Raw genomic sequence first — 22,527 nt, 5'->3', positions numbered from 1 at the left:
GCGCCGACTGCTCTGCAGCGGCCGGAATGGAGGAGGGACCGTGATCATTGGCGGGGGCTCAGCAGACGTCAGTCTGGGCGTGGGATTCGTCCATGACTGGGAACTGGGGTCGGGTTCGGTCGTGACATGGCGGCCAACACCTGCCACGCTTGCGAAAGCCAAGCAGGCGCCAGTAGTCCCGGCGCCACCCAGCTTCATGCAAGCCGGCCATTTGCGCGGATATGTGGAATTCGGCGACCGCGGGCTCGATTATTCACGGCTGGTCATGGGCTCCTGGGAGATGCCCGGCAAGTGTGATATCCGCACCATGACCCAGGTCATCAACTGGCATCTTCGTCGGCACGAGACCTACCGGAGCTGGTTCGAATACAAGGACGCCAAGACTATTCTTCGGCATAAGATCCAAAACCCTCGCGACATCCAGCTAGCTCCGGTCCACCTTGGCCAGTTGACCCAGCCTGAATGGCGAGACTTTGTGCTGTCCACACCGGATCCACTCCAGTGGGATTGCTTCAAGTTCGGCTTGATTCAGTATGAGAACCACTGCACTCTCTTTGCGATTGTCGATCACCTCCACTGCGACCCGGCGTTGATCACCGGGCTATACGTAGAGGTTCTGACGAACTACCAGTCGTTGGTAGCGGGCAAACCACCCGTTACGCTCCCGGCCACGGCGAGTCATGATGAATTCTGCCTGCAGGAGAAGGCGCACGCGGACTCCATGACCTTGGATTCCCCCGAGGTCCGCAAATGGATCGAGTTCGCCGAAAACAACGGCGGAGGCATGCCGGACTTCCCGTTGCCCCTGGGCGATCAGTCGATTCCGTGTGGTGGCGACATGATCATCGTGCCGCTGATGAACCCAGACCAAACAGCCCGTTTCGAATCCAAGTGCATCGCCGCCGGTGCCCGATTCAGTGGTGGCTTGTTCGGCTGCGCAGCCCTGGCGCATTATGAATTGACCGGTCAAGAAATCTATTACGGCCTTACTCCGGTCGATAAGCGCAGAACACCCGATGAGTACATGACAATGGGTTGGTTCACCGGCATCGTACCGTTTACCGTACCTATTGACCCGAACTCTTTCGAGGAGACCGCTCGTGCCACTCAGGCATCATTCGACGAGAACATAGACCTCGCAAATGTGCCGTACGACCGCGTATTGGAATTGGCGCCCTGGCTGCAGAGGCATGGACCGCAGTTCACCATGATGAACTACATGGATGCCGGCCTTCCCCCACTTTCGGCGGTTGTCGCTACCGCATTGAAAGGCGCAAATGCAATCGCCTACAACGATGCCCGGAGCCCGGCATACCTGTATATGTCGGTAATCCGTCTCTTCGACGAGGTCTCCCTGATGATTCAGTTCCCGAACAATCCCATTGCCCGGGAATCCGCAACCCGCTACGGAGAGGTCATTAGCTCAATATTTAGCCGCGTGGCGGCGGGCCAGTACGCAGCTCCAGCAGTTCGCGTATCTAGCTAAAACTGACGCGCTCCAATCCCTGGCGAAGCGAGCAATTAGGAGCAATAGGCTGGCAATGACCCTGGTGGGCGGTGTTGGCCTCCGCGCACAGGGTGCCAGTGGCTGGGCTCCCGTGGCTAGGAGAGGTGGCGACCATGCATAGCACAGGTGTTACGCCGGTAGCTGTCATTGGTATGGGGTGCCGGCTGCCGGGGGGCATCGACTCACCCGATCGGTTGTGGGAGGCGTTGCTGCGGGGCGACGATCTGGTCACTGAGGTCCCCGCCGACCGCTGGGACGCGGACGAGTACTACGACCCCGAACCCGGCGTGCCCGGACGGTCGGTATGTCGATGGGGCTCGTTCCTCGATAACGTCGGCGACTTTGATCCCGAGTTCTTCGGGATCAGCGAACGTGAAGCGACTGCGATGGATCCGCAGCACCGTTTGCTGCTGGAAACCGCCTGGGAGGCCATGGAGCACGGCGGCCTAACACCGAACCAGATGGCCTCGCGGACAGGGGTTTTCGTGGGGTTGATGCATGACGACTACCAGTTTGTCCACGCCGACGCCCAGACTCTGGCTGGGCCATATGGATACATCGGCAATAGCTTTGCGATGGGGTCCGGGCGCATCGCCTACGCCATGGGCTTGCAGGGTCCCGCGATCACGGTAGATACCGCATGCTCGTCTGGCCTCACCGCTATTCACCTGGCTTGTCGTAGCCTGCACGACGGCGAAAGCGACATTGCGCTAGCCGGCGGTGCTTCGGTGATGCTCGAACCCCGAAAGGCCGCCTCGGGCTCGGCGTTGGGCATGTTGTCTGCGACCGGGCGCTGTCATGCGTTCGACGTTTCCGCGGACGGTTTCGTCTCCGGTGAGGGTTGTGTCATGTTGGCGCTCAAGCGGTTGCCGGATGCGCTGGCCGATGGGGACCGGATCCTGGCCGTAATTCGTGGCACGGCCGCCAACCAAGACGGCCACACCGTCAATATTGTGACACCATCACGGTCCGCGCAGGTCGCGGCGTATCGGGAGGCGTTGGATGTGGCCGGTGTGGACCCGGCTACGGTGGGCATGGTCGAGGCGCACGGCCCGGGCACCCCGGTGGGTGACCCCATCGAATACGCCAGCCTGGCCGAGGTATACGGCAACGACGGCCCCTGCGCGCTGGCATCGGTGAAGACCAATTTCGGCCACACCCAGTCGGCCGCTGGAGCGCTGGGACTGATGAAGGCGGTCCTGGCCCTCCAACACGGCGTGGTCCCACAGAATCTGCACTTCACGGCCCTGCCTGACAAGCTTGCCGCAATCGAAACCAACCTGTTTGTGCCGCAAGAGATTACGCCGTGGCCCGGCGCCGATCAAGAAACGCCCCGGCGCGCGGCGGTGTCGTCGTATGGCATGACGGGCACCAATGTGCACGCCATTGTCGAGCAGGCACCGGTGCCAGCCCCCGAATCCGGTGCACCAGGCGACACCCCGGCCACACCCGGTATCGACGGCGCGCTGCTGTTCGCGCTGTCGGCCAGCTCGCAGGACGCGCTGCGGCAGACCGCCGCGCGGCTGGCCGATTGGGTCGACGCCCAAGGACCCGAGCTGGCGCCGGCGGATCTGGCCTACACCCTGGCCCGCCGGCGCGGACACCGGCCGGTGCGCACCGCCGTACTGGCCGCCACCACCGCGGAGCTGACCGAGGCGCTGCGGGAAGTCGCCACCGGCGAAACCCCCTACCCACCCGCGGTCGGCCAAGACGACCGCGGACCGGTCTGGGTGTTCTCCGGGCAAGGCTCGCAATGGGCGGGCATGGGCGCCGACCTGCTGGCCACCGAACCGGTATTCGCCGCCACCATCGCCGCGATCGAACCACTGATCGCCGCGGAATCCGGCTTCTCGGTGACCGAAGCCATGACCGCCCCCGAGGTCGTGACCGGCATCGACCGGGTGCAACCGACCCTGTTCGCCATGCAGGTCGCGCTGGCGGCCACAATGAAGTCCTACGGCGTAGCGCCCGGCGCGGTCATCGGCCACTCGCTGGGCGAGTCCGCGGCCGCGGTGGTCGCCGGCGCGCTCTGCCTCGAAGACGGAGTGCGCGTCATCTGCCGGCGGTCGGCGCTGATGACCCGTATCGCCGGCGCCGGCGCCATGGCATCGGTGGAACTGCCTGCCCAACAAGTGCTTACGGATATGATGGCGCGCGGCGTCAACGACGCCGTGGTCGCGGTGGTGGCCTCCCCGCAGTCCACCGTGATCGGCGGGGCCACCCAGACGGTACGCGACCTGGTGGCCGCCTGGGAGCAACGCGACGTGCTGGCCCGTGAGGTGGCCGTCGACGTAGCATCGCACTCCCCGCAGGTCGACCCGATCCTCGACGAACTGGCCGAAGCGCTCGCCGAAATCAGCCCGCTGCAACCGGAAATCCCCTACTACTCGGCGACCTCGTTCGACCCGCGCGAGGAGCCCTACTGCGACGCCTACTACTGGGTGGACAACCTGCGCCACACCGTACGCTTCGCCGCGGCGGTGCAAGCCGCCCTCGAAGACGGCTACCGGGTCTTCACCGAGCTGACCCCCCACCCCCTGCTGACCCACGCGGTCGACCAGACCGCCCGCAGCCTCGACATGTCGGCGGCTGCGCTGGCCGGCATGCGCCGCGAACAACCACTGCCCCACGGGCTGCGCGCACTGGCCGGCGACCTCTACGCCGCCGGCGCCGCCGTCGACTTCGCCGTGCTCTACCCCACCGGCCGACTGATCAACGCACCACTGCCCACATGGAACCACCGTCGTCTGCTGCTCGACGACACGACCCGTCGCATCGCCCACGCCAATACCGTCGCCGTACACCCATTGCTGGGCTCCCACGTGCGCCTGCCCGAGGAGCCGGAACGCCACGTCTGGCAGGGCGAGGTCGGCACCGTGACACAACCCTGGCTGGCCGATCACCAAATCCACGGCGCGGCCGCCCTTCCCGGAGCCGCCTACTGCGAGATGGCGTTGGCCGCAGCCCGCGCCGTCCTCGGCGAAGCCTCCGAAGTCCGCGACATCCGATTCGAGCAGATGTTGCTGCTCGACGACGAAACCCCCATCGGCGTCACCGCCACGGTAGAAGCCCCCGGCGTTGTCCCACTCACAGTAGAGACCAGCCATGATGGTAGGTACACACGGCAACTCGCCGCGGTTCTGCACGTTGTCCGGGAAGCCGACGACGCCCCGGACCAGCCACCCCAGAAAAACATCGCCGAACTGCTGGCCAGCCATCCCCACAAGGTGGACGGCGCCGAGGTTCGGCAATGGCTGGACAAGCGTGGTCATCGCTTAGGGCCGGCTTTTGCGGGTCTGGTTGACGCGTACATCGCCGAAGGGGCCGGCGACACGGTGCTGGCCGAGGTCAACCTACCGGGCCCGCTTCGCTCGCAGGTCAAAGCTTACGGCGTGCATCCCGTGCTGCTGGATGCGTGCTTCCAGTCGGTGGCGGCTCATCCCGCCGTCCAGGGTATGGCCGACGGTGGTTTGTTGCTGCCGTTGGGTGTGCGGCGGTTGCGGTCCTATGGGTCGGCCCGTCATGCCCGGTACTGCTATGCGACGGTGACCGCGTGCGGTGTGGGCGTGGAAGCCGACCTGGACGTGTTGGACGAGCACGGCGCGGTGGTGTTGGCGGTGCGTGGGCTGCAGTTGGGTACCGGCGCGTCGCAGGCCAGCGAACGTGCCCGGGTTTTGGGTGAGCGGCTGCTTGGCATCGAATGGCACGAACGTGAGCTGCCCGAAAACAGCCACGCCGAACCCGGCGCCTGGCTGCTGATCAGCACCTCCGCTGCCGCCGATCTGCTAGCCACCGAGTTGACCGACGCGCTGAAGCTGCGCGAGGCACAGTGCACAACCATGTCCTGGCCACAGCGCGCCGACCACGCAGCCCAGGCCGCGCGGCTGCGCGACCAGCTCGGCACCGGCGGGTTCACCGGCGTATTCGTGTTGACCGCGCCGCAGACCGGCGACCCCGCCGCGGAATCCCCCGTGCGCGGCGGCGAGCTTGTCAAACATGTGGTGCGTATCGCCCGCGAGATTCCAGAGATCACGGCCCAAGAGCCGCGGTTGTATGTGCTGACCCACAATGCTCAGGCGGTGTTGTCTGGTGACCGACCCAATCTTGAGCAGGGTGGGATGCGTGGGCTGCTGCGGGTGATTGGTGCCGAACACCCGCATTTGAAGGCCAGCTATGTCGATGTGGATGAGCAGACCGGCGCGGAGTCGGTGGCGCGTCAGCTGCTGGCGGCCAGCGGCGAGGATGAGACCGCCTGGCGCAACGACCAGTGGTACACCGCCCGGTTGTGCCCAGCCCCGCTGCGCCCCGAGGAGCGGCAAACCACCGTCGTCGACCACGCCGAGGCCGGCATGCGCCTACAGATCCGTACTCCCGGTGACCTGCAAACCTTGGAGTTCGCCGCGTTCGACCGGGTCCCGCCGGGCCCGGGAGAGATCGAGGTCGCCGTCACCGCGTCCAGCATCAACTTCGCCGACGTGCTGGTCACCTTCGGCCGCTACCAAACCCTCGACGGGCGACAGCCGCAGCTGGGCACCGATTTCGCCGGGGTGGTGAGCGCGGTCGGGCCCGGGGTCAGCGAACTCAAGGTCGGTGACCGGGTCGGCGGCATGTCACCCAACGGCTGCTGGGCCACGTTCGTCACCTGCGACGCCCGCCTGGCCACCAGACTGCCCGAGGGGCTGACCGACGCCCAAGCCGCGGCAGTGACCACCGCCAGCGCCACCGCGTGGTACGGGCTGCAGGACCTGGCGCGGATCAAGGCCGGCGACAAGGTGCTCATCCACTCCGCCACCGGCGGAGTGGGCCAGGCCGCGATCGCGATCGCGCGTGCGGCCGGAGCCCAGATCTACGCCACCGCAGGCAACGAAAAGCGTCGAGACCTGCTGCGCGACATGGGCATCGAACACGTCTATGACTCGCGCAGCGTCGAGTTCGCCGAGCAGATCCGCCGCGACACCGCCGGCTACGGCGTGGACATCGTGCTCAACTCCGTGACCGGTGCCGCACAGTTGGCCGGCCTCAAACTACTGGCCCTGGGCGGCCGCTTCATCGAAATCGGCAAACGCGACATCTACTCCAATACCCGACTGGAACTCTTGCCATTCCGGCGCAATCTGGCGTTCTACGGTCTAGACCTGGGGTTGATGTCGGTGAGCCATCCGGCTGCGGTCCGCGAACTGTTGAGCACGGTGTATCGGTTGACCGTCGAGGGTGTGCTGCCGATGCCGCAGAGCACCCATTACCCGCTGGCCGAGGCGGCCACCGCGATCCGGGTGATGGGCGCGGCCGAGCACACCGGCAAGCTCATCCTCGACGTCCCCCACGCCGGGCGCAGCAACGTGGTGCTTCCCCCCGAACAGGCTCGGGTTTTCCGTTCAGACGGGTCCTACATCATCACCGGTGGCCTGGGTGGGCTGGGCTTATTCCTGGCCGAGAAGATGGCCAACGCCGGGGCCGGCCGCATCGTGCTCAGCTCGCGCTCACAGCCCAGCCAAAAGGCGTTGGAGACCATCGAACTCGTCCGCGCGATCGGGTCTGACGTAGTGGTGGAGTGCGGCGATATCGCCCAGCCGGACACCGCCGACCGGTTGGTCACGGCGGCCACCGCGACGGGTTTGCCGCTGCGCGGCGTGCTGCACGCGGCCGCGGTGGTCGAGGACGCCACCTTGGCCAACATCACCGACGAACTCATCGAACGCGACTGGGCGCCCAAGGCATATGGCGCCTGGCAACTGCACCGGGCCACCGCGGACCAGCCGCTGGACTGGTTCTGCTCATTCTCCTCAGCGGCCGCCCTGGTGGGCTCGCCGGGTCAGGGCGCCTACGCCGCGGCCAACAGCTGGCTGGACACCTTCACCCACTGGCGGCGAGCCCAAGACCTACCAGCCACCTCCATCGCCTGGGGCGCCTGGGGCCAGATCGGCCGCGCGATCGCCTTTGCCGAACAAACCGGCGACGCCATCGCCCCCGAGGAAGGCGCCTACGCCTTCGAGACCCTGCTGCGCCACAACCGCGCCTACAGCGGCTACGCCCCGGTGATCGGATCACCCTGGCTGACAGCCTTCGCCCAGCACAGCCCATTCGCGGAGAAGTTCCAATCCCTGGGGCAAAACCGTTCAGGCACAAGCAAATTCCTTGCCGAGCTGGTGGACCTGCCCCGCGAGGAATGGCCAGACCGGCTGCGGCGGCTACTCTCCAAGCAGGTCGGCCTAATCCTACGCCGCACCATCGACACCGACCGGCTGCTCAGCGAGTACGGCCTGGACTCACTGAGCAGCCAGGAACTGCGTGCGCGGGTGGAAGCCGAAACCGGGATCCGCATTTCCGCCACCGAAATCAACACCACCGTTCGTGGCCTGGCGGATCTGATGTGCGACAAGTTGGCGGCCGACAGGGACGCGCCGGCACCCGCCTGACGTCGAACGCGGGAAGGCGCTGATGAAGTTTGTCTTGGCGGTCCACGGAACCCGCGGTGATGTCGAACCTTGCGCCGCGGTTGGCGTGGAGCTGCGGCGGCGAGGCCACGCAGTTCATATGGCAGTGCCGCCCAACCTGATCGAGTTCGTCGAGTCGGCAGGTCTGACCGGCGTCGCCTACGGCCCGGACTCGGACGAACAGATCAACACGGTCGCGGCATTCGTCCGCAACCTCACCAGAGCCCAGAATCCGCTCAACCTCGCCCGCGCCATCAAGGAACTATTCGTCGAAGGCTGGGCGGAGATGGGCACGACGTTGACCACGTTGGCCGACGGCGCCGACCTGGTGATGACGGGCCAGACATATCATGGTGTGGCAGCCAACGTCGCCGAGTACTACGACATTCCGGCTGCGGCACTGCATCACTTTCCGATGCAGGTCAACGGCCAAATCGCGATCCCGTCGATACCGACGCCGGCGACTCTGGTGCGCGCGACGATGAAGGTCTCATGGCGGCTGTATGCGTACGTCAGCAAGGATGCCGATCGCGCGCAACGACGTGAACTGGGCCTACCGCCAGCACCGGCGCCGGCGGTGCGTCGGCTGGCGGAACGCGGAGCGCCCGAAATCCAAGCCTACGACCCGGTTTTTTTCCCCGGACTGGCGGCCGAATGGAGCGACCGCCGCCCGTTTGTCGGCCCGCTGACCATGGAGTTACACAGCGAACCCAACGAAGAACTCGAGTCGTGGATCGCCGCCGGAACACCACCCATCTACTTCGGCTTCGGCAGCACGCCCGTCCAAACGCCCGTCCAAACGCTCGCCATGATCTCCGATGTCTGCGCACAGCTCGGCGAGCGAGCCCTGATCTATTCTCCGGCAGCCAACTCCACCCGCATTCGTCATGCCGACCACGTGAAACGTGTCGGCCTGGTCAACTATTCGACCATCCTTCCCAAGTGCCGCGCGGTCGTCCACCACGGTGGCGCCGGTACCACCGCCGCCGGCCTGCGAGCGGGAATGCCCACGCTGATTCTCTGGGACGTGGCCGATCAACCGATCTGGGCCGGTGCCATCCAACGACTCAAAGTCGGCTCTGCCAAACGCTTTACGAACGTCACCCGCGGGTCATTGCTCAAGGAGCTACGATCGATCCTGGCGCCGGAATGCGCCGCGCGGGCACGTGAGATCTCGACACGGATGACCCGGCCGACAGCCGCCGTCACCGCGGCCGCGGACCTGCTGGAGGCGACGGCACGCCAAACGCCTGGGAGCACGCCTAGCAGCTCGCCGGGCAGGTGAGCGGAAATGACTTGTGCCACTTACGATGATGGGCCATCCCCATCTCCCGCAAGATACCCATAGCGGCGGGCCAGCCATGCGTTCGACGCAATCCCCGGATCATGGCCGCACTTGCACCCCAGTGATACCGGTGCCCACCGAAGTGCGTATTGGCGGTCTTGCGCCCGAAATGGTTGATGTAGGCCATCTCGGTTGTGTACAGGCCATACCCGGACTTTCGAGCCCGTAACGCGAGATCCAGGTCGAGCCCCCATCCGTAGCGCCCGAACGTGGACAGGTCCATGCCGCCGACCGCATCCCAGCAATCCCGCGACATCACCAGCGCCGTTCCCTCGACTGCGGGCACCTTCCGGTATCGCGCTCGCGGAACATAGCTTTCGGCGTCTGGTTTCTCGTCAGCTACCGCGAAGGGAAAACCCACGTCAAACATCGGCCCGACCATTCCGGCGTCGGCCGGTAGCCGCGAGTCGAGCAACGCGGCAACAAATCCCTTCGAGACCCGGGTGTCGTTGTTGAGCGTCATTGCGTGGGAGTAACCCTCCGCGAACGCAAGTCGGAAACCGAGCTCGCTCCCCCCGGCCCAGCCTAGGTTCTCTCCCGGTGTGCTCACTCGCTCGGTGCCGATCCTAGGATAATCACCGCGGTTGTCGACGATGAGATAGTCGGCGCCCTCACGTTCCAGGTCGGCCACGAGTGCGTGGGTGTATTCGTGCTGCCCAAACACCGGCACCGTAATCATCAGGGACACAAGCGGAGCGTACAACGATCATCCTCGCGCCGAAGGCCATTCGCCGAAGCGCCACCCTCGCTTAGCGCGCACGGCGGGCTGCATCTTCGAGCAGATCGGCGGTGGCCGTGACGCTGGCGGCGGGTTTGGTCATCCGAGACGCGATCTCCCGCGCTCGGGTGACATAGTCCGGCGCAAGTATCGTTCGAAGGTCGGCAATCAGCGATTCTTTGGTGGCGCTTGAAAAGCGTCTCCCCCGGCCTACTTTCAGCTGTTTGATCTGAGCAGCCCAGATCGGCTGGTCGGAGGTGACCCACAGAATCAAGGTGGGGATACCGGCTCGAAGACCGGCGGCGGTGGTGCCCGCGCCGCCATGGTGGACGACCGCACGGCAGGTGGGAAAGACCGCCGCGTGGCTGACCACACGCACCACCTTCACGTGATCGAACTGCGGCATTCCGGTCGCATCGCTGGGTCCCGAGCAAATCAACGCGCGCTCGCCCAACTCCGCGCAGGCCGCACTGATCATGGCGACCCGGTCGGCCAGGGATCCGATCGGCATGCTGCCAAAGCCGAAATAAATCGGCGGTGTATCGGCAGCGATCCATGAAGCGACCTCGTCGTCCGCGTCGGTCGCCGATTCCATCGTCAACGCGCCGACAAACGGGCGTCGGCCGCCCCATTCCGCTGCCAGCCCCGGGAAGCAAAGCGCGTCGTAGGCTTGGATCTCCAGCGACCCGCGTACGGCCATTCGCCGCGGCGCGGGAGTTGACGCCTTCGGCAGGCCCAGTTCACGCCGCTGCGCGTCCTCAACACCTTTCGTCATGCGCCAATACAGCCAGTCGATGGCCGTGATGGTGGAGCGGACCAGTGGCGCCGGCAGCCGCGCGGGAAAGGCGATCTCGCCATTGGCTCGCACCGGATAAAAATGCAGCGCGGCCAACGGAATGCCGTGGTGCTCGGCGACGTTGGCGACCACCTCCTGGTAGATCTGACCGGTCAACAGCAGGTCGGCCCCGGCGGCCACCGGCGTCAACATCGCGCTCAGCTCCGCCCAGCCCTCGGTGACGGGCGCCATCGCTTCACGCAGCAGCTTGATGGGGTTCTGAAGTTTCCACGCGTTGTGCAGGAACTGCTCGTCGAGCTGCTCCTGAGAGTCCCTGCTTCCGTATGCGACAGCAGACAGCCCGGCCGTTTCCACGAAACCAATCAGGTTGGGCGGCACGGCAAGGCACACATCATGGCCGCGCCGCTGCAGCTCCAGGCCGACCGCTGCGCAGGGCTCGATGTCGCCGCGAGTCCCATAGCTGGCCACGACAAATTTCATGAGTTTTTCATGGGTGTGGTCTCGCCGAATCAATCCTTGGCGAACAAGTAGATCCGATAGCTGAACCCGCCGCCGCGACGTAGATCCCAGTCCAGCACACGCACCGCACAGCGGGTCAAGCCGGCCAGCAATACGGGTGCGCGGCGGCCGATGGCCTCTTGCGAACGCGCCGTGTTCGCATCCAACCCACGCTTGGCCTGCGCGCCGATGTCCCGCTGCGAAATCGTGCGCAGCGGAGCATCGGCCAACGCCGCCTCCCATTCGGCGACGACGGGATTTCGACGGGAATCGGTGTAGAGGAAGTGTCCGCCCGGGCGAAGCACGCGCGCCACTTCGGCCAAGAAGCCGCGAAAGTCGGGGTACTGGTGCGAGGCTTCGACATTGACCACCGCATCGAAGGATTCGTCGGGGAAAGGCAGGTTCTGCGCGTCGCCCTGCACGAACTGCAGGCCGGGCAGCCGGTGCTTTGCCCGGCAGAGGTCGATGCTGGCCGGATTCAAGTCCAGCCCCGTGTAGGAGGCCGGACCTAGGTTGCGGGCGATGTAGGAGGCCCCGCCACCGGCGCCACAACTGACCTCTAGCACCTCCTTGCCGGTGAGGTCCACCTGACTGGCCGTCTGGTGGTAGAGCTGGATGCAATACCGATTGGGCTCGTCGGACTCCGACAGCGGCAACGCCATCGGCGGATCCTCCTCGTAGCCGAAGTTGAAAAACACCACGTGATCGCCGACCTGGCGAGTGCCAAGCGGCAAGAAGTACTTGGTCGTGAGCTTGCCGACCAACGGATTGGACTGCAGGCGATACCTAAGAGCCACGGGGAGAGTGTCGCACGACCGCGAGGTGCACCAGGACCGAAATGCCCACTTTGCCGGACCGTGACCGCAAACCAGCACGACCGTGCAAGTTTGAGTCCAACGAGCTATCTGTTCGGACGCCGCATCCCGCCCGCCAGCGTCGGCTGCGGGCACGCCAGCCGATCCCACGAAATGCCCCTGATCTGCGTATTTGACGCCCGCAGTGGTCAAACGCCGCCAAAGTAACGGCAACGTCACGGTTAATGCGGTTATCGTCATTTCCCCACGCCACCGATTGCCAGGCTTGTACGGTTATCGGGTGGCAAGGCATGACGAGGCCAAAGCCGGGGGACTGTTCGACCGTATCGGCAACTTCGTGGTGCGATGGCCGCTGATCGTCATTGGGTGCTGGATCGCGGTGGCGGCCGCGCTGACGCTGTTGCTCCCAACGCTGCAGGCGCAAGCCGCAAAGCGCGAGCAAGCTCCCCTGCCGCCCGGGGCCCCATCGATGGTCCTGCAAAAGGAGATGAGCGCGGCTTTCCAGGAAAAAATTGAGACCTCCGCCCTCCTTTTGGTCCTCTTGACCAACGAGAACGGGCTGGGACCCGCCGACGAGGCCGTCTACCGAAAACTGATCGAAAACCTGCGGGCGGACACGCAGGACAAAATATCGGTTCAGGATTTTCTCGCCGTCCCCGAAATGAAGGAGCTGTTGGCCAGCAAGGACAACAAGGCTTGGAACCTGCCCATCACGTTCGCGGGCGATGCCGCGTCGCCTGAGACACAAGCGGCGTTCAAACGCGTCGCCGCGATCGTCAAGCAAACAGTCGCGGGAACCAGCCTGACCGTCCACCTCAGCGGTCCGATCGCCACGGTCGCCGACCTGACGGAGCTCGGCGAGAAAGATGTGCGGATCATCGAGATCGGCACCGCGGTCAGCGTGCTGATCATCCTGATCCTCGTCTATCGGAACCTGGTGACCATGCTGGTGCCGCTGGCCACCATCGGAGCGTCGGTGGTCACTGCGCAGGGCACGTTGTCCGGGCTCGCCGAGTTCGGCCTGGCCGTGAACATGCAGGCGATCGTCTTTATGAGCGCGGTCATGATCGGGGCGGGAACCGATTACGCCGTCTTTCTGATAAGTCGCTATCACGACTATGTGCGCCACGGCGAAAAATCGGACATGGCGGTCAAGAAGGCGTTGATGTCCATCGGCAAGGTGATCACCGCATCGGCGGCCACCGTCGCCGTCACATTTCTGGCGATGGTGTTCACCAAACTGGAAGTGTTTTCGGCGGTGGGCCCGGCAATTGCGGTTGCCATCACGGTGTCGCTGCTGGGTGCGGTCACCCTGCTGCCCGCCATCCTGACACTCACCGGACGGCGGGGCTGGATCAAGCCGCGACGCGACCTGACCAGTCGAATGTGGCGGCGTTCGGGTGTTCGCATCGTGCGTCGGCCCACCATCCACCTGGTCGGCAGTCTCATTGTGCTGGTCGCCCTGGCCGGCTGCACGCTGCTGATCCGATTCAACTACGACGATCTCAAGACGGTGCCGCAGCACGTCGAAAGCGTCAAAGGATACGAGGCGATGAACCGCCATTTCCCGATGAACGCGATGACTCCGATGGTGCTGTTCATCAAATCCCCCCGAGACCTGCGGACACCCGGCGCGCTTGCCGACATCGAGATGATGTCCCGCGAGATAGCAGAATTGCCCAACATCGTGATGGTGCGGGGCTTGACCCGACCGAACGGGGAACCTCTGAAGGAGACCAAGGTCTCGTTTCAGGCTGGTGAAGTGGGCGGCAAGCTCGACGAAGCGACCACCCTGCTCGAAGAGCACGGAGGCGAGCTGGACCAGCTGACCGGCGGTGCGCACCAGTTGGCCGACGCCCTCGCCCAAATACGCAACGAAATCAATGGGGCCGTGGCCAGCTCGAGCGGGATAGTCAACACCCTGCAGGCCATGATGGACCTGATGGGCGGCGACAAGACCATCCGACAACTGGAAAATGCGTCCCAATATGTCGGGCGCATGCGGGCTCTGGGGGACAATCTGAGCGGGACCGTCACCGATGCCGAACAAATCGCCACTTGGGCCAGCCCTATGGTCAACGCCCTCAACTCCAGCCCGGTGTGTAACAGCGATCCCGCCTGTCGGACGTCGCGCGCACAGTTGGCGGCGATTGTCCAGGCGCAGGACGACGGCCTGCTCAGGTCCATCAGAGCGCTAGCCGTCACCCTGCAACAGACGCAGGAATACCAGACACTCGCCCGGACGGTGAGCACACTGGACGGGCAACTGAAGCAAGTCGTCAGCACCCTCAAAGCGGTCGACGGCCTACCCACCAAATTGGCTCAAATGCAGCAAGGAGCCAACGCTCTCGCCGACGGCAGCGCAGCGCTGGCGGCAGGCGTGCAGGAATTGGTCGATCAGGTCAAAAAGATGGGCTCAGGGCTCAACGAGGCCGCCGACTTCCTGTTGGGGATCAAGCGGGATGCGGACAAGCCGTCAATGGCGGGCTTCAACATTCCACCGCAGATTTTTTCGAGGGACGAGTTCAAGAAGGGCGCCCAGATTTTCCTGTCGGCCGATGGTCATGCGGCGCGGTACTTCGTGCAGAGCGCGCTGAATCCGGCCACCACCGAGGCGATGGATCAGGTCAACGATATCCTCCGTGTTGCGGATTCCGCGCGACCGAATACCGAACTCGAGGATGCCACGATAGGTCTGGCGGGGGTTCCGACTGCGCTGCGGGATATCCGCGACTACTACAACAGCGATATGAAATTCATCGTCATTGCGACGATCGTTATCGTATTCTTGATTCTCGTCATTCTGCTGCGCGCACTTGTGGCTCCGATATATCTGATAGGCTCGGTGCTGATTTCTTACTTGTCGGCCCTAGGCATAGGAACTCTCGTTTTCCAATTGATACTGGGCCAGGAAATGCATTGGAGCCTGCCGGGACTGTCCTTCATATTATTGGTTGCCATCGGCGCTGACTACAACATGCTGCTCATTTCACGCATCCGCGACGAATCACCACACGGTATACGCATCGGCGTCATCCGAACCGTGGGCTCCACCGGTGGTGTTATCACCTCGGCGGGTCTCATCTTCGCCGCGTCGATGTTCGGTCTGGTGGGCGCGAGCATCAACACGATGGCTCAGGCCGGTTTCACCATCGGCATCGGGATCGTGCTGGACACCTTCCTGGTCCGCACCGTCACGGTGCCGGCCTTGACCACGATGATTGGCCGGGCAAACTGGTGGCCGTCCGAGCTGGGACGCGACCCATCCACGCCGCCGACCAAAGCCGATCGGTGGCTGCGGCGGGTGAAAGGCCACCGACGCAAGGCCCCGATCCCGGCGCCCAAGCCGCCCCACACCAAGGTCGTCCGCAACACCAACGGGCACGCAAGCAAGGCGGCAACCAAGTCGGTTCCCAACGGCAAGCCCGCTGACCTAGCCGAAGGCAACGGGGAGTACCTGATCGACCACCTGCGCAGACATTCGCTTCCGCTGTTCGGCTATGCCGCCATGCCGGCCTACGATGTCGTGGATGGCGTGTCGAAACCCAACGGCGACGGCGCCCACATCGGTAAAGAACCCGTCGACCATCTACTCGGCCACTCGCTGCCGCTGTTCGGTCTTGCCGGCCTACCGAGCTACGACCGTTGGGATGACACGTCTATCGGCGAACCCGCAGTCGGTCACGCGGGGTCAAAGCCCGACGCGAAGCTGAGCACCTGAGCCTCAGTGCGCACGGTTGGCGCTCAACTCAGTTTTCCCCTGTTGCCCCTCCAGGGGCTGGTGCTACTGGTGTGACGATCCCCATTGCGCCCCATTGCGGGAGCCTCGCCTGTGGGTGCTATGCGTCCAGGCGAGTGAACTCGTCCTGACGGTACAGCTCCACACACTGTGCTCGCCGGATCTTGCCGCTGGTGGTGATTGGGATTGAGCCCGGGGAGACGAGCACAAGATCCGCCACGCTCAACCCGTGCGACTTCGAGATTGCCGAGGTCACTTCGCGTTTCACGAAACCCAGTCGTTCCGCCGCCTCGTCGTCGGACTCGTCCTTCTTCTTGAGTTCAATAATGGCAACCAGCTTCTCAGCACCATGCTCGGAAACAGCGATCGCCGCACAGCGGCCCGGACTGATCGTCTGAATCGTCGCCTCGATATCGTCGGGAGAGTGGTTGCGCCCGTACACGATCAAGAGGTCCTTGATGCGCCCCATGATGAACAGCTCACCCTCGGAGAGGAAACCCGAATCTCCCGTCCGCAGCCATGGTCCTGCGGGTGTGCCTTCGGAGGGATTGACGATCGTTGCGCTAAAGGTGCGTTCGGTCGCCTCGGGTTTCTGCCAATAGCCGATGGCGACGTTGTCGCCGTGCACCCAAATCTCACCGATCGTTCCCGCGGGGCGCTCGATGCCGGTGTCCGGGTCGACGATGCGCACCAGCTGGGTGTCGACGATGCCGTAGCTGACCAGCGGTGTGCCGCCGTCGCTTTCGGTCCGCTCAGCTTGGCCGTCCGGCAGCTTCTGGGGATCGAATTGCACTATCTTTGGCGGTTGACCCGCCTTGCGGGTGGCCACATATACCGTGGCCTCTGCCATTCCGTACGACGGACGTATCGCCTTGGGGTCAAGATTGAACGGGGCGAACCGGTCGATGAAGCGCTTCAGCGTCACCGGCTGCACCCGTTCGCTGCCGTTGAGGATGCCGTGCACGCCACCGAGATCGAGGCCCTCCATGTCCTCGTCTTTGGTCTTACGAGACGCCAGATCGAATGCGAAGTTCGGCGCGGCGGTAAACGCAAGAGTGTTGCTTGCCAACATCTGTATCCAGCGAGCCGGGCGCTGCAGGAAACCGATCGGGCTGGTCAGCACGGCGGGGATGCCAGCCAGAATCGGCAATATCAGTCCCAAGACGAAACCCATGTCGTGATAGAACGGCAACCACGACACCACGGTGGAGCCTGGCGGGGCGACCTTGCCATAGACGCCGTAGTAACTGGTCATAATTTGTTCGAAATTGGCGAAAAGATTCTTATTCGAGACCATGACACCGGCCGGCGTGCGCGTGGAACCCGAGGTGTACTGCAAGTACAAGATATCCGGATGGCCGTGAGCGGCAGAACGAGAACCGGAGCTCGGCCGAGCATCAAGATCCAGCCGATCGACTTCGATCACCGCCGGTGCGTTTTGGCCGGGCTGCGGCTGGACGTATTCGACGACATTGTCGACGACCGAGGACGCCGTGAGAACGATCGCCGGTGCGGTATCGGCGAACACGGAAACGGTGCGCTCGTCGTGGGCACCACCCTGGGGAATCGAAAGCGGAACCGCGACAATTCCGGCCTGCAGCGAGGCAATAAAGCTAACGACATAGTCGAGGCTTTGTGGCGCCAGAATTAATGCCCGATCGCCGGTCGACCCATGTTCTCTTAGCTGTGCGGCGAGGTTAAGCGTTCGCCGATATAACTGCGACCACGTCAGAGTTTCTTCAACACCATCCCAGGACCGCTCGTAATCGATAAAGGTGAGCGCTTTGTCGTTGGGCTGAAAACTGGCGCGTTCACGCAGCACACCAGGAAGAGAGGATTCGACCACGGACATCACACTACCTTCGCTGGTGTTGTTTCTCTCCAGGACTGACGAAGATGCCGAGTTCGGGAACCGCACTAGCTCATCCCGACCAGAGCCTGGAGGACATCAGGACCGGCGGGTTGACAGATCTCAAAGATGGGCCGCAAGGCTATTTGATGGCTCTTTCGGTCGTCGAGTCGGCGGCAACCGGTCCGATCCCGCATGCTCCATCCATAGAGGCCAGACGGGCGATCTATCAAGATCTAGGCATGTGATCCGCGGACGTTACGTCCCCTACCGGTCGGCGGAGAAGTGGTTTCGCGATAACCGCCGTCCCGACCTTCGAGTGCGCGCCGTCGGGTGACTCGACGCGTTGCCGAACCCATGTGGCGTTTGAAACGGGCGGAGTAGGCGTACGCAAGCGCCGCCAAGCTCGATAACTCGGTGGACAGCCGGCGCTTGAACCGCCGCCAGGGCGTTTGCGCCCACCGGTGTTGTAGCGACAGCATCGTCATCCGCGGATGGTCCGCGATGGACTTCAGAAGCAGGGCGCGACCCTGTCGGCCGGGTGTCTTTCCGATCTCGCGAAGCACCCAGGCGGACACCTCACCGACGATCGCCTCGCGCTCGCGGTGGCCGTGAACTAGGTCGAGCATCGCCTCGAGCGTCGCGGCCATCCCATGGCCTCGTGTCTCCCAAAACTTTCGGCGGTCAGTGTACGCGGAATGCCAAATACCGTGAGCGTGGCGACGGTAGACCGCCATCGTCTCGGGCAACATGGCGATCTCGCCGCCCACCGCATGCCGCACATGCAAGTACCAATCTATCGGCATGACGTTGGCCGGGATGTCGTCGTAGCTCGGCTGACGGCGGTACACGACCGAGTTGGTTTGGATGAAGTTCCGCGCGAGCAGGGCATCGACGCTCAGGTCGCGGCGCCAGCTGAGCGGCGGGAACTCGGAGTCTTTTGCGCCATCCTCATAGATCACTCGCACAGGATGAAAACACACCGTCGTCTCCGGATGCCGGTCCAGGTACTCTACCTGCTTGGACAGCTTCAGCGGATCGGTCCAGTAATCGTCGCCTTCGCACAGTGCGAGGTACTCGCCACGAGCGGCGGACAGCACATCCTTGAAATTGGCGTGGACACCGATGTTGGTCTGCCGCAGGATCGGCCGAAACAGCTGCGGATAGCGGTCGGCGTACTCTCCTATGATCCTCGGGGTGGCGTCCGTGGAGGCATCGTCAGCGATGATCACCTCGACGGGGAACTCGGTCCTCTGGGCGGCGAAGCCGTCCAGGGCCTCGCGAATGTACTCCTCTTGGTTGTAGGAGATCGAGACGATACTCACCTTGGGCGAATCCGTCGCTGTCGGGTCAACCACCGCGCGCTAACCCTTCCCCGAACGGCGCAACGACCCGCGCAACGTCGGCAATGGCCATGTGGTCGTGAACTGGCAGCGACACGATTCGCGAGCAAATATCCTCGGTGACGGTCAGATCGGCCGACTCGACCAACTCGGCATTCGTCGCCAAGCTGTGCAACGTTCGGGTCGCCACAGCTGTACAGGTCAAGGCTGGCCTTCTCGGACGACCTGGGCCGTTGGCGCAGAGCACTCCGTCGCATGCGAGGCAACCACAACGCAACAGACCCGAGGTCCTGGATACGCGGACGCTTAAGGCTAGCCTTACCTTGTAAAAATGTCATCTTGGCCGCCAGACCAAATGGGTTGGAATTGTCTGTGGCTCCGACGACGGCCAGGCAGAGTGCGACTGCTAGTCAGCCATCGGCAGTTGACGCCGGGCGTGGGCGAACTCGCGGAATGGGGCCGGCGCCAAAGCCTTCAAGTGCGTCCGCCGCTGCGGTCCGAGCACGGCCACCTCCACGATCATGGCCAGCCATGCGGGTATCCACCACAGCGCCGCGGCGCTGCGAACGCTGTTGGGCGACAACGGGTCCACGATCAACCAGGTGAGAATGCGCTGTCGGTCCAGCACGTTGCGCCGAGTCGCCATCACCCGTGTGGTCTCCGTCGCCGCCGTGTGACGGCGCACCGAGAGCTCGTGCGGAACGAAGCAGACCGCCGACCTCAGCATCAACCGAAGCCAGAAGTCCACATCGACGAGCTGGTAGATATCGGTGCGAAAACCACCGGCGTCCAGCGCCAATTGCCGCCGAAACATCACGGCGGTCGGTTCGCCGATCCAATTTTCCTTCGCGCCGTGCAATACCATCTGCAAGACCAGCGACGGCCCGTGGTTGCGGTCGCGCAGCTTGCGGAAACGGGTATGGACCCTGCCGTACCGTTGTTGCCACTTGATGTCGTCGCTCTCCACCCGTCGGGGGGCGAAAGCCATTCCGACACTGGGATCCTCAAAACGTCGGCTGAGTGTCTGCAGGGCTCCGGGGAGCAGCCGATCATCACCATGTACGAACTGAATAAGTCCGCCGCGCGCGACTTCCAGACATTTGTTGTGGTTTCGGTTGAGGCCGAGGCGAGGCTCATTTCGCAGCAAGCGGTCTCCGGGTCGCAGCATCGTTGCGGCGATCGCGGCGCAGTCGTCGGACGAGTCGTCGTCAACGACCACGATCTCGAACTCGACGCCCTCCTGTTCGAGGATGCTACGCAGACAGCGCTCGATGGTGGCGCCGTTGTTGTACATCGGGATGCACACCGAGATAAGCGGTTTCGCCGGGTTCACCGATACCACGCTTGATGCATCACCAGGCACCACATGGCGACTCAGAGACTAGTCACGCCCTGGTACAAAAAGAGGAACCCGACCCCTATCAGGATGGTGAGGGAGATCTGCCGACGATTGGACCGTACCCAATCCTGAAACCGCAGCATAACCTGCTGGGTTTGCTGCGGTATCGCCAGGTAGGCGACCAACGGAATCTCGATGACCGCAAGCACCAGGAGGGTGAACACGACAAATGCGCCGAACTGAGTGCCGATCTCGGCTCCCGATGCCATGATGACCGTCAACGCCACCACACTCTCGAAGGGCGGTGCGGACGAGGCGACGCCCACCACGAACGCCGGCCACACAACGTCGCCCTGCAGCATCTGTTGAGTACGCACTTCCAGCCGCGCAACAAGACCCGGGGGGCGCTGCGCTAGCGCCAGGGCCGACATTCCACCGTCGGCTACCCCCACTGGCCCTACCGGTACCCCTACCTGCGCCCGCGCGCGAGCCACCATGCGCGCGGCCAACAGCAGCATGATGACACCGATGACGATGTGCAGACGCCCACCCGCCAGGATCCCGACCGCTTCCCTGAACTCGTTGGCCGCGGACACCACGCCTTGTATGGCCGCCAAGGCGACATCGCGCATGAACACCAGCACGGCTAGCGCGATGCCGACACCCGCCACCATGCCGCCCACCCAGAAGGCGAACAGATTCAGCATGGGCCGACGCCGCGACAGCATGACGACCGCGAGTCCCAGACGCGCCGGGTCAATCGCCATCCCCAACCCCAAAAGGAGCACCATCGTCCACATCAGTGGGGACGCTACTACGGCACGGCGCGCCCCGTAGCGTTACTGAGAAATTGCTGAAAAATGGCTATTGACCAGCTAAGATATCCGGTACGCCCGCGCCGCGGAGAGCGCCGTTGTAGGCCGCGAGCCAACCAGCACCGACTCGAGACGGTGCGCCCACACCGCGCGCCACGCGGTTCGAGCCCAACGTCAGTGCACCCTCGCTATACTTCGCCAGCGTGTGCCGTACGTCCGCCGACCACCAGGCCACGACGGCCGACGGCCGGCGGGCACAGGCGATTCACGTTCGCCATCGCAATACCCTTGCGGCCGCGCAGGAAAAGGGCCGACGGTGAGTCCCCAGCTTTGCCCCAAGGTGAGCATCGTCTCGACCACTCACAACCAGGCGGGCTACGCCCGTCAGGCCTTCGACAGCTTTCTCGACCAGCAAACCGACTTCCCGGTGGAGATCATCGTCGCCGACGACGCGTCGACCGATGCCACCCCGGCGATCATCCGTGAGTACGCCGAGCGGTACCCGCACGTGTTCCGGCCGATCTTCAGGACCGAAAACCTCGGCCTCAATGGGAACCTGACCGGCGCCCTGTCGGCCGCTCGCGGCGAGTACGTCGCGTTGTGCGAGGCGGACGACTACTGGATCGATCCGCTGAAGCTAAGCAAACAGGTCGCATTCCTCGACCGGCACCCCAAGACGACGGTGTGCTTCCATCCCGTCCGAGTGATATGGGAGGACGGCCATGCCAAGGACTCGAAGTTCCCCCCGGTTCGGGTGCGGGGCAACTTGAGCCTGGATGCGTTGATCTTGATGAACTTCATCCAGACCAACTCGGCCGTGTACCGTCGCCTCGAGCGCTACGACGACATTCCTGCCGACGTCATGCCCCTGGACTGGTATCTGCACGTCCGGCACGCGGTGCATGGCGACATCGCCATGTTGCCCGACACCATGGCCGTGTATCGCCGCCACGCCCAAGGCATGTGGCACAACCAGGTGGTGGACCCGCCAAAGTTCTGGTTGACGCAGGGTCCGGGCCATGCGGCGACGTTTGACGCGATGCTCGACCTGTTCCCGGGAGACCCCGCGCGCGAGGAGCTCATCGCCGTCATGGCCGACTGGATCCTTCGCCAGATCGCCAACGTTCCAGGCCCGGAGGGGCGCGCCGCGCTGCAGGAAACCATCGCGCGCCATCCCCGGATCGCCATGCTGGCGCTGCAGCACCGCGGGGCGACACCCGCGCGGCGGCTCAAGACCCAGTGGCGCAAGCTCGCCGCCGCGACGCCGAGCCGCAGGGGGCTCGTGGATGTGTGGCCCTCCCGGCTCCGACGCGGCTGTCGAGCCTGACC

At 64.1% G+C, this 22,527-nt stretch carries 12 protein-coding genes and 1 pseudogene; 5 read left to right on the top strand and 8 right to left on the bottom strand.

Annotated features, from left to right (window positions below; translation table 11 throughout):
* The first annotated feature begins 40 nt into the window (after window positions 1–40).
* From MCAN_RS08135 to MCAN_RS08125, 3 genes are all read left to right on the top strand, one after another.
* Window positions 41–1,486 (top strand): condensation domain-containing protein, encoded by a 1,446-nt coding sequence (locus tag MCAN_RS08135; RefSeq protein ID WP_014000810.1) that lies wholly within the window; start codon window positions 41–43, stop codon window positions 1,484–1,486.
* A 134-nt stretch (window positions 1,487–1,620) separates the two neighbouring features.
* Window positions 1,621–7,923 (top strand): sulfolipid-1 biosynthesis phthioceranic/hydroxyphthioceranic acid synthase, encoded by a 6,303-nt coding sequence (gene pks2 / locus MCAN_RS08130; protein WP_041180245.1) that lies wholly within the window; start codon window positions 1,621–1,623, stop codon window positions 7,921–7,923.
* Between the two features lie 22 nt (window positions 7,924–7,945).
* A complete protein-coding gene (locus MCAN_RS08125; protein ID WP_014000808.1) occupies window positions 7,946–9,226 on the top strand; it encodes a glycosyltransferase in 1,281 nt (426 codons plus the stop codon).
* Here MCAN_RS08125 and MCAN_RS08120 read toward each other — a convergent pair.
* Genes MCAN_RS08120 through MCAN_RS08110 form a run of 3 tightly spaced genes read right to left on the bottom strand, consistent with a single transcriptional unit; the run spans window position 9,204 to window position 12,353 of the window.
* Window positions 9,204–9,989, bottom strand: coding sequence for a glycosyltransferase family 2 protein (locus MCAN_RS08120; protein ID WP_003407672.1), 786 nt, complete (start codon window positions 9,987–9,989; stop codon window positions 9,204–9,206). The genes MCAN_RS08125 and MCAN_RS08120 overlap by 23 nt on opposite strands.
* Before the next feature lie 46 nt (window positions 9,990–10,035).
* Window positions 10,036–11,280 (bottom strand): glycosyltransferase, encoded by a 1,245-nt coding sequence (locus MCAN_RS08115; protein ID WP_014000807.1) that lies wholly within the window; start codon window positions 11,278–11,280, stop codon window positions 10,036–10,038.
* Window positions 11,281–11,309: 29 nt separating this feature from the next.
* Entirely contained in the window at window positions 11,310–12,353 is a 1,044-nt protein-coding gene (locus MCAN_RS08110; protein ID WP_003407670.1) for a phthiotriol/phenolphthiotriol dimycocerosates methyltransferase, read from the bottom strand.
* 40 nt (window positions 12,354–12,393) lie between these two features.
* On the opposite strand from MCAN_RS08110, the gene mmpL12 reads away from it, so the two are divergent.
* Window positions 12,394–15,834, top strand: coding sequence for an RND transporter MmpL12 (gene mmpL12, locus MCAN_RS08105; protein ID WP_003901188.1), 3,441 nt, complete (start codon window positions 12,394–12,396; stop codon window positions 15,832–15,834).
* A 118-nt stretch (window positions 15,835–15,952) separates the two neighbouring features.
* Here mmpL12 and fadD25 read toward each other — a convergent pair whose 3' ends face one another.
* The 5 genes and pseudogenes from fadD25 to MCAN_RS08080 all read right to left on the bottom strand — a co-directional run bounded on the left by fadD25 (window position 15,953) and on the right by MCAN_RS08080 (window position 21,183).
* Window positions 15,953–17,704: a fatty-acid--AMP ligase FAAL25/FadD25 gene (gene fadD25 / locus MCAN_RS08100; protein WP_003901187.1), complete on the bottom strand. Its 1,752-nt coding sequence runs from the start codon at window positions 17,702–17,704 to the stop codon at window positions 15,953–15,955.
* 233 nt (window positions 17,705–17,937) lie between these two features.
* Window positions 17,938–19,026, bottom strand: coding sequence for a glycosyltransferase (locus tag MCAN_RS08095; RefSeq protein WP_015288086.1), 1,089 nt, complete (start codon window positions 19,024–19,026; stop codon window positions 17,938–17,940).
* 25 nt (window positions 19,027–19,051) lie between these two features.
* Window positions 19,052–19,204, bottom strand: a pseudogene (locus tag MCAN_RS23060) (DegT/DnrJ/EryC1/StrS family aminotransferase); the annotation flags it as partial.
* Window positions 19,205–19,450: 246 nt separating this feature from the next.
* Window positions 19,451–20,410 carry a glycosyltransferase family 2 protein gene (locus tag MCAN_RS08085; RefSeq protein WP_003407655.1) on the bottom strand — a complete coding sequence of 320 codons (960 nt, stop codon included), beginning with the start codon at window positions 20,408–20,410 and terminating at the stop codon, window positions 19,451–19,453.
* 8 nt (window positions 20,411–20,418) lie between these two features.
* Window positions 20,419–21,183 (bottom strand): GAP family protein, encoded by a 765-nt coding sequence (locus tag MCAN_RS08080; protein ID WP_003407654.1) that lies wholly within the window; start codon window positions 21,181–21,183, stop codon window positions 20,419–20,421.
* Window positions 21,184–21,514: 331 nt separating this feature from the next.
* On the opposite strand from MCAN_RS08080, the gene MCAN_RS08075 reads away from it, so the two are divergent.
* Entirely contained in the window at window positions 21,515–22,525 is a 1,011-nt protein-coding gene (locus MCAN_RS08075; protein ID WP_003900357.1) for a glycosyltransferase, read from the top strand.
* The last annotated feature ends 2 nt before the right edge of the window (window positions 22,526–22,527 follow it).

The sequence above is a fragment of the Mycobacterium canetti CIPT 140010059 genome (assembly GCF_000253375.1).
GTDB lineage: Bacteria > Actinomycetota > Actinomycetes > Mycobacteriales > Mycobacteriaceae > Mycobacterium > Mycobacterium tuberculosis.
Note: the sequence above shows the minus strand (reverse complement) of the source record. Positions and strands in the feature narration are given on the sequence as shown.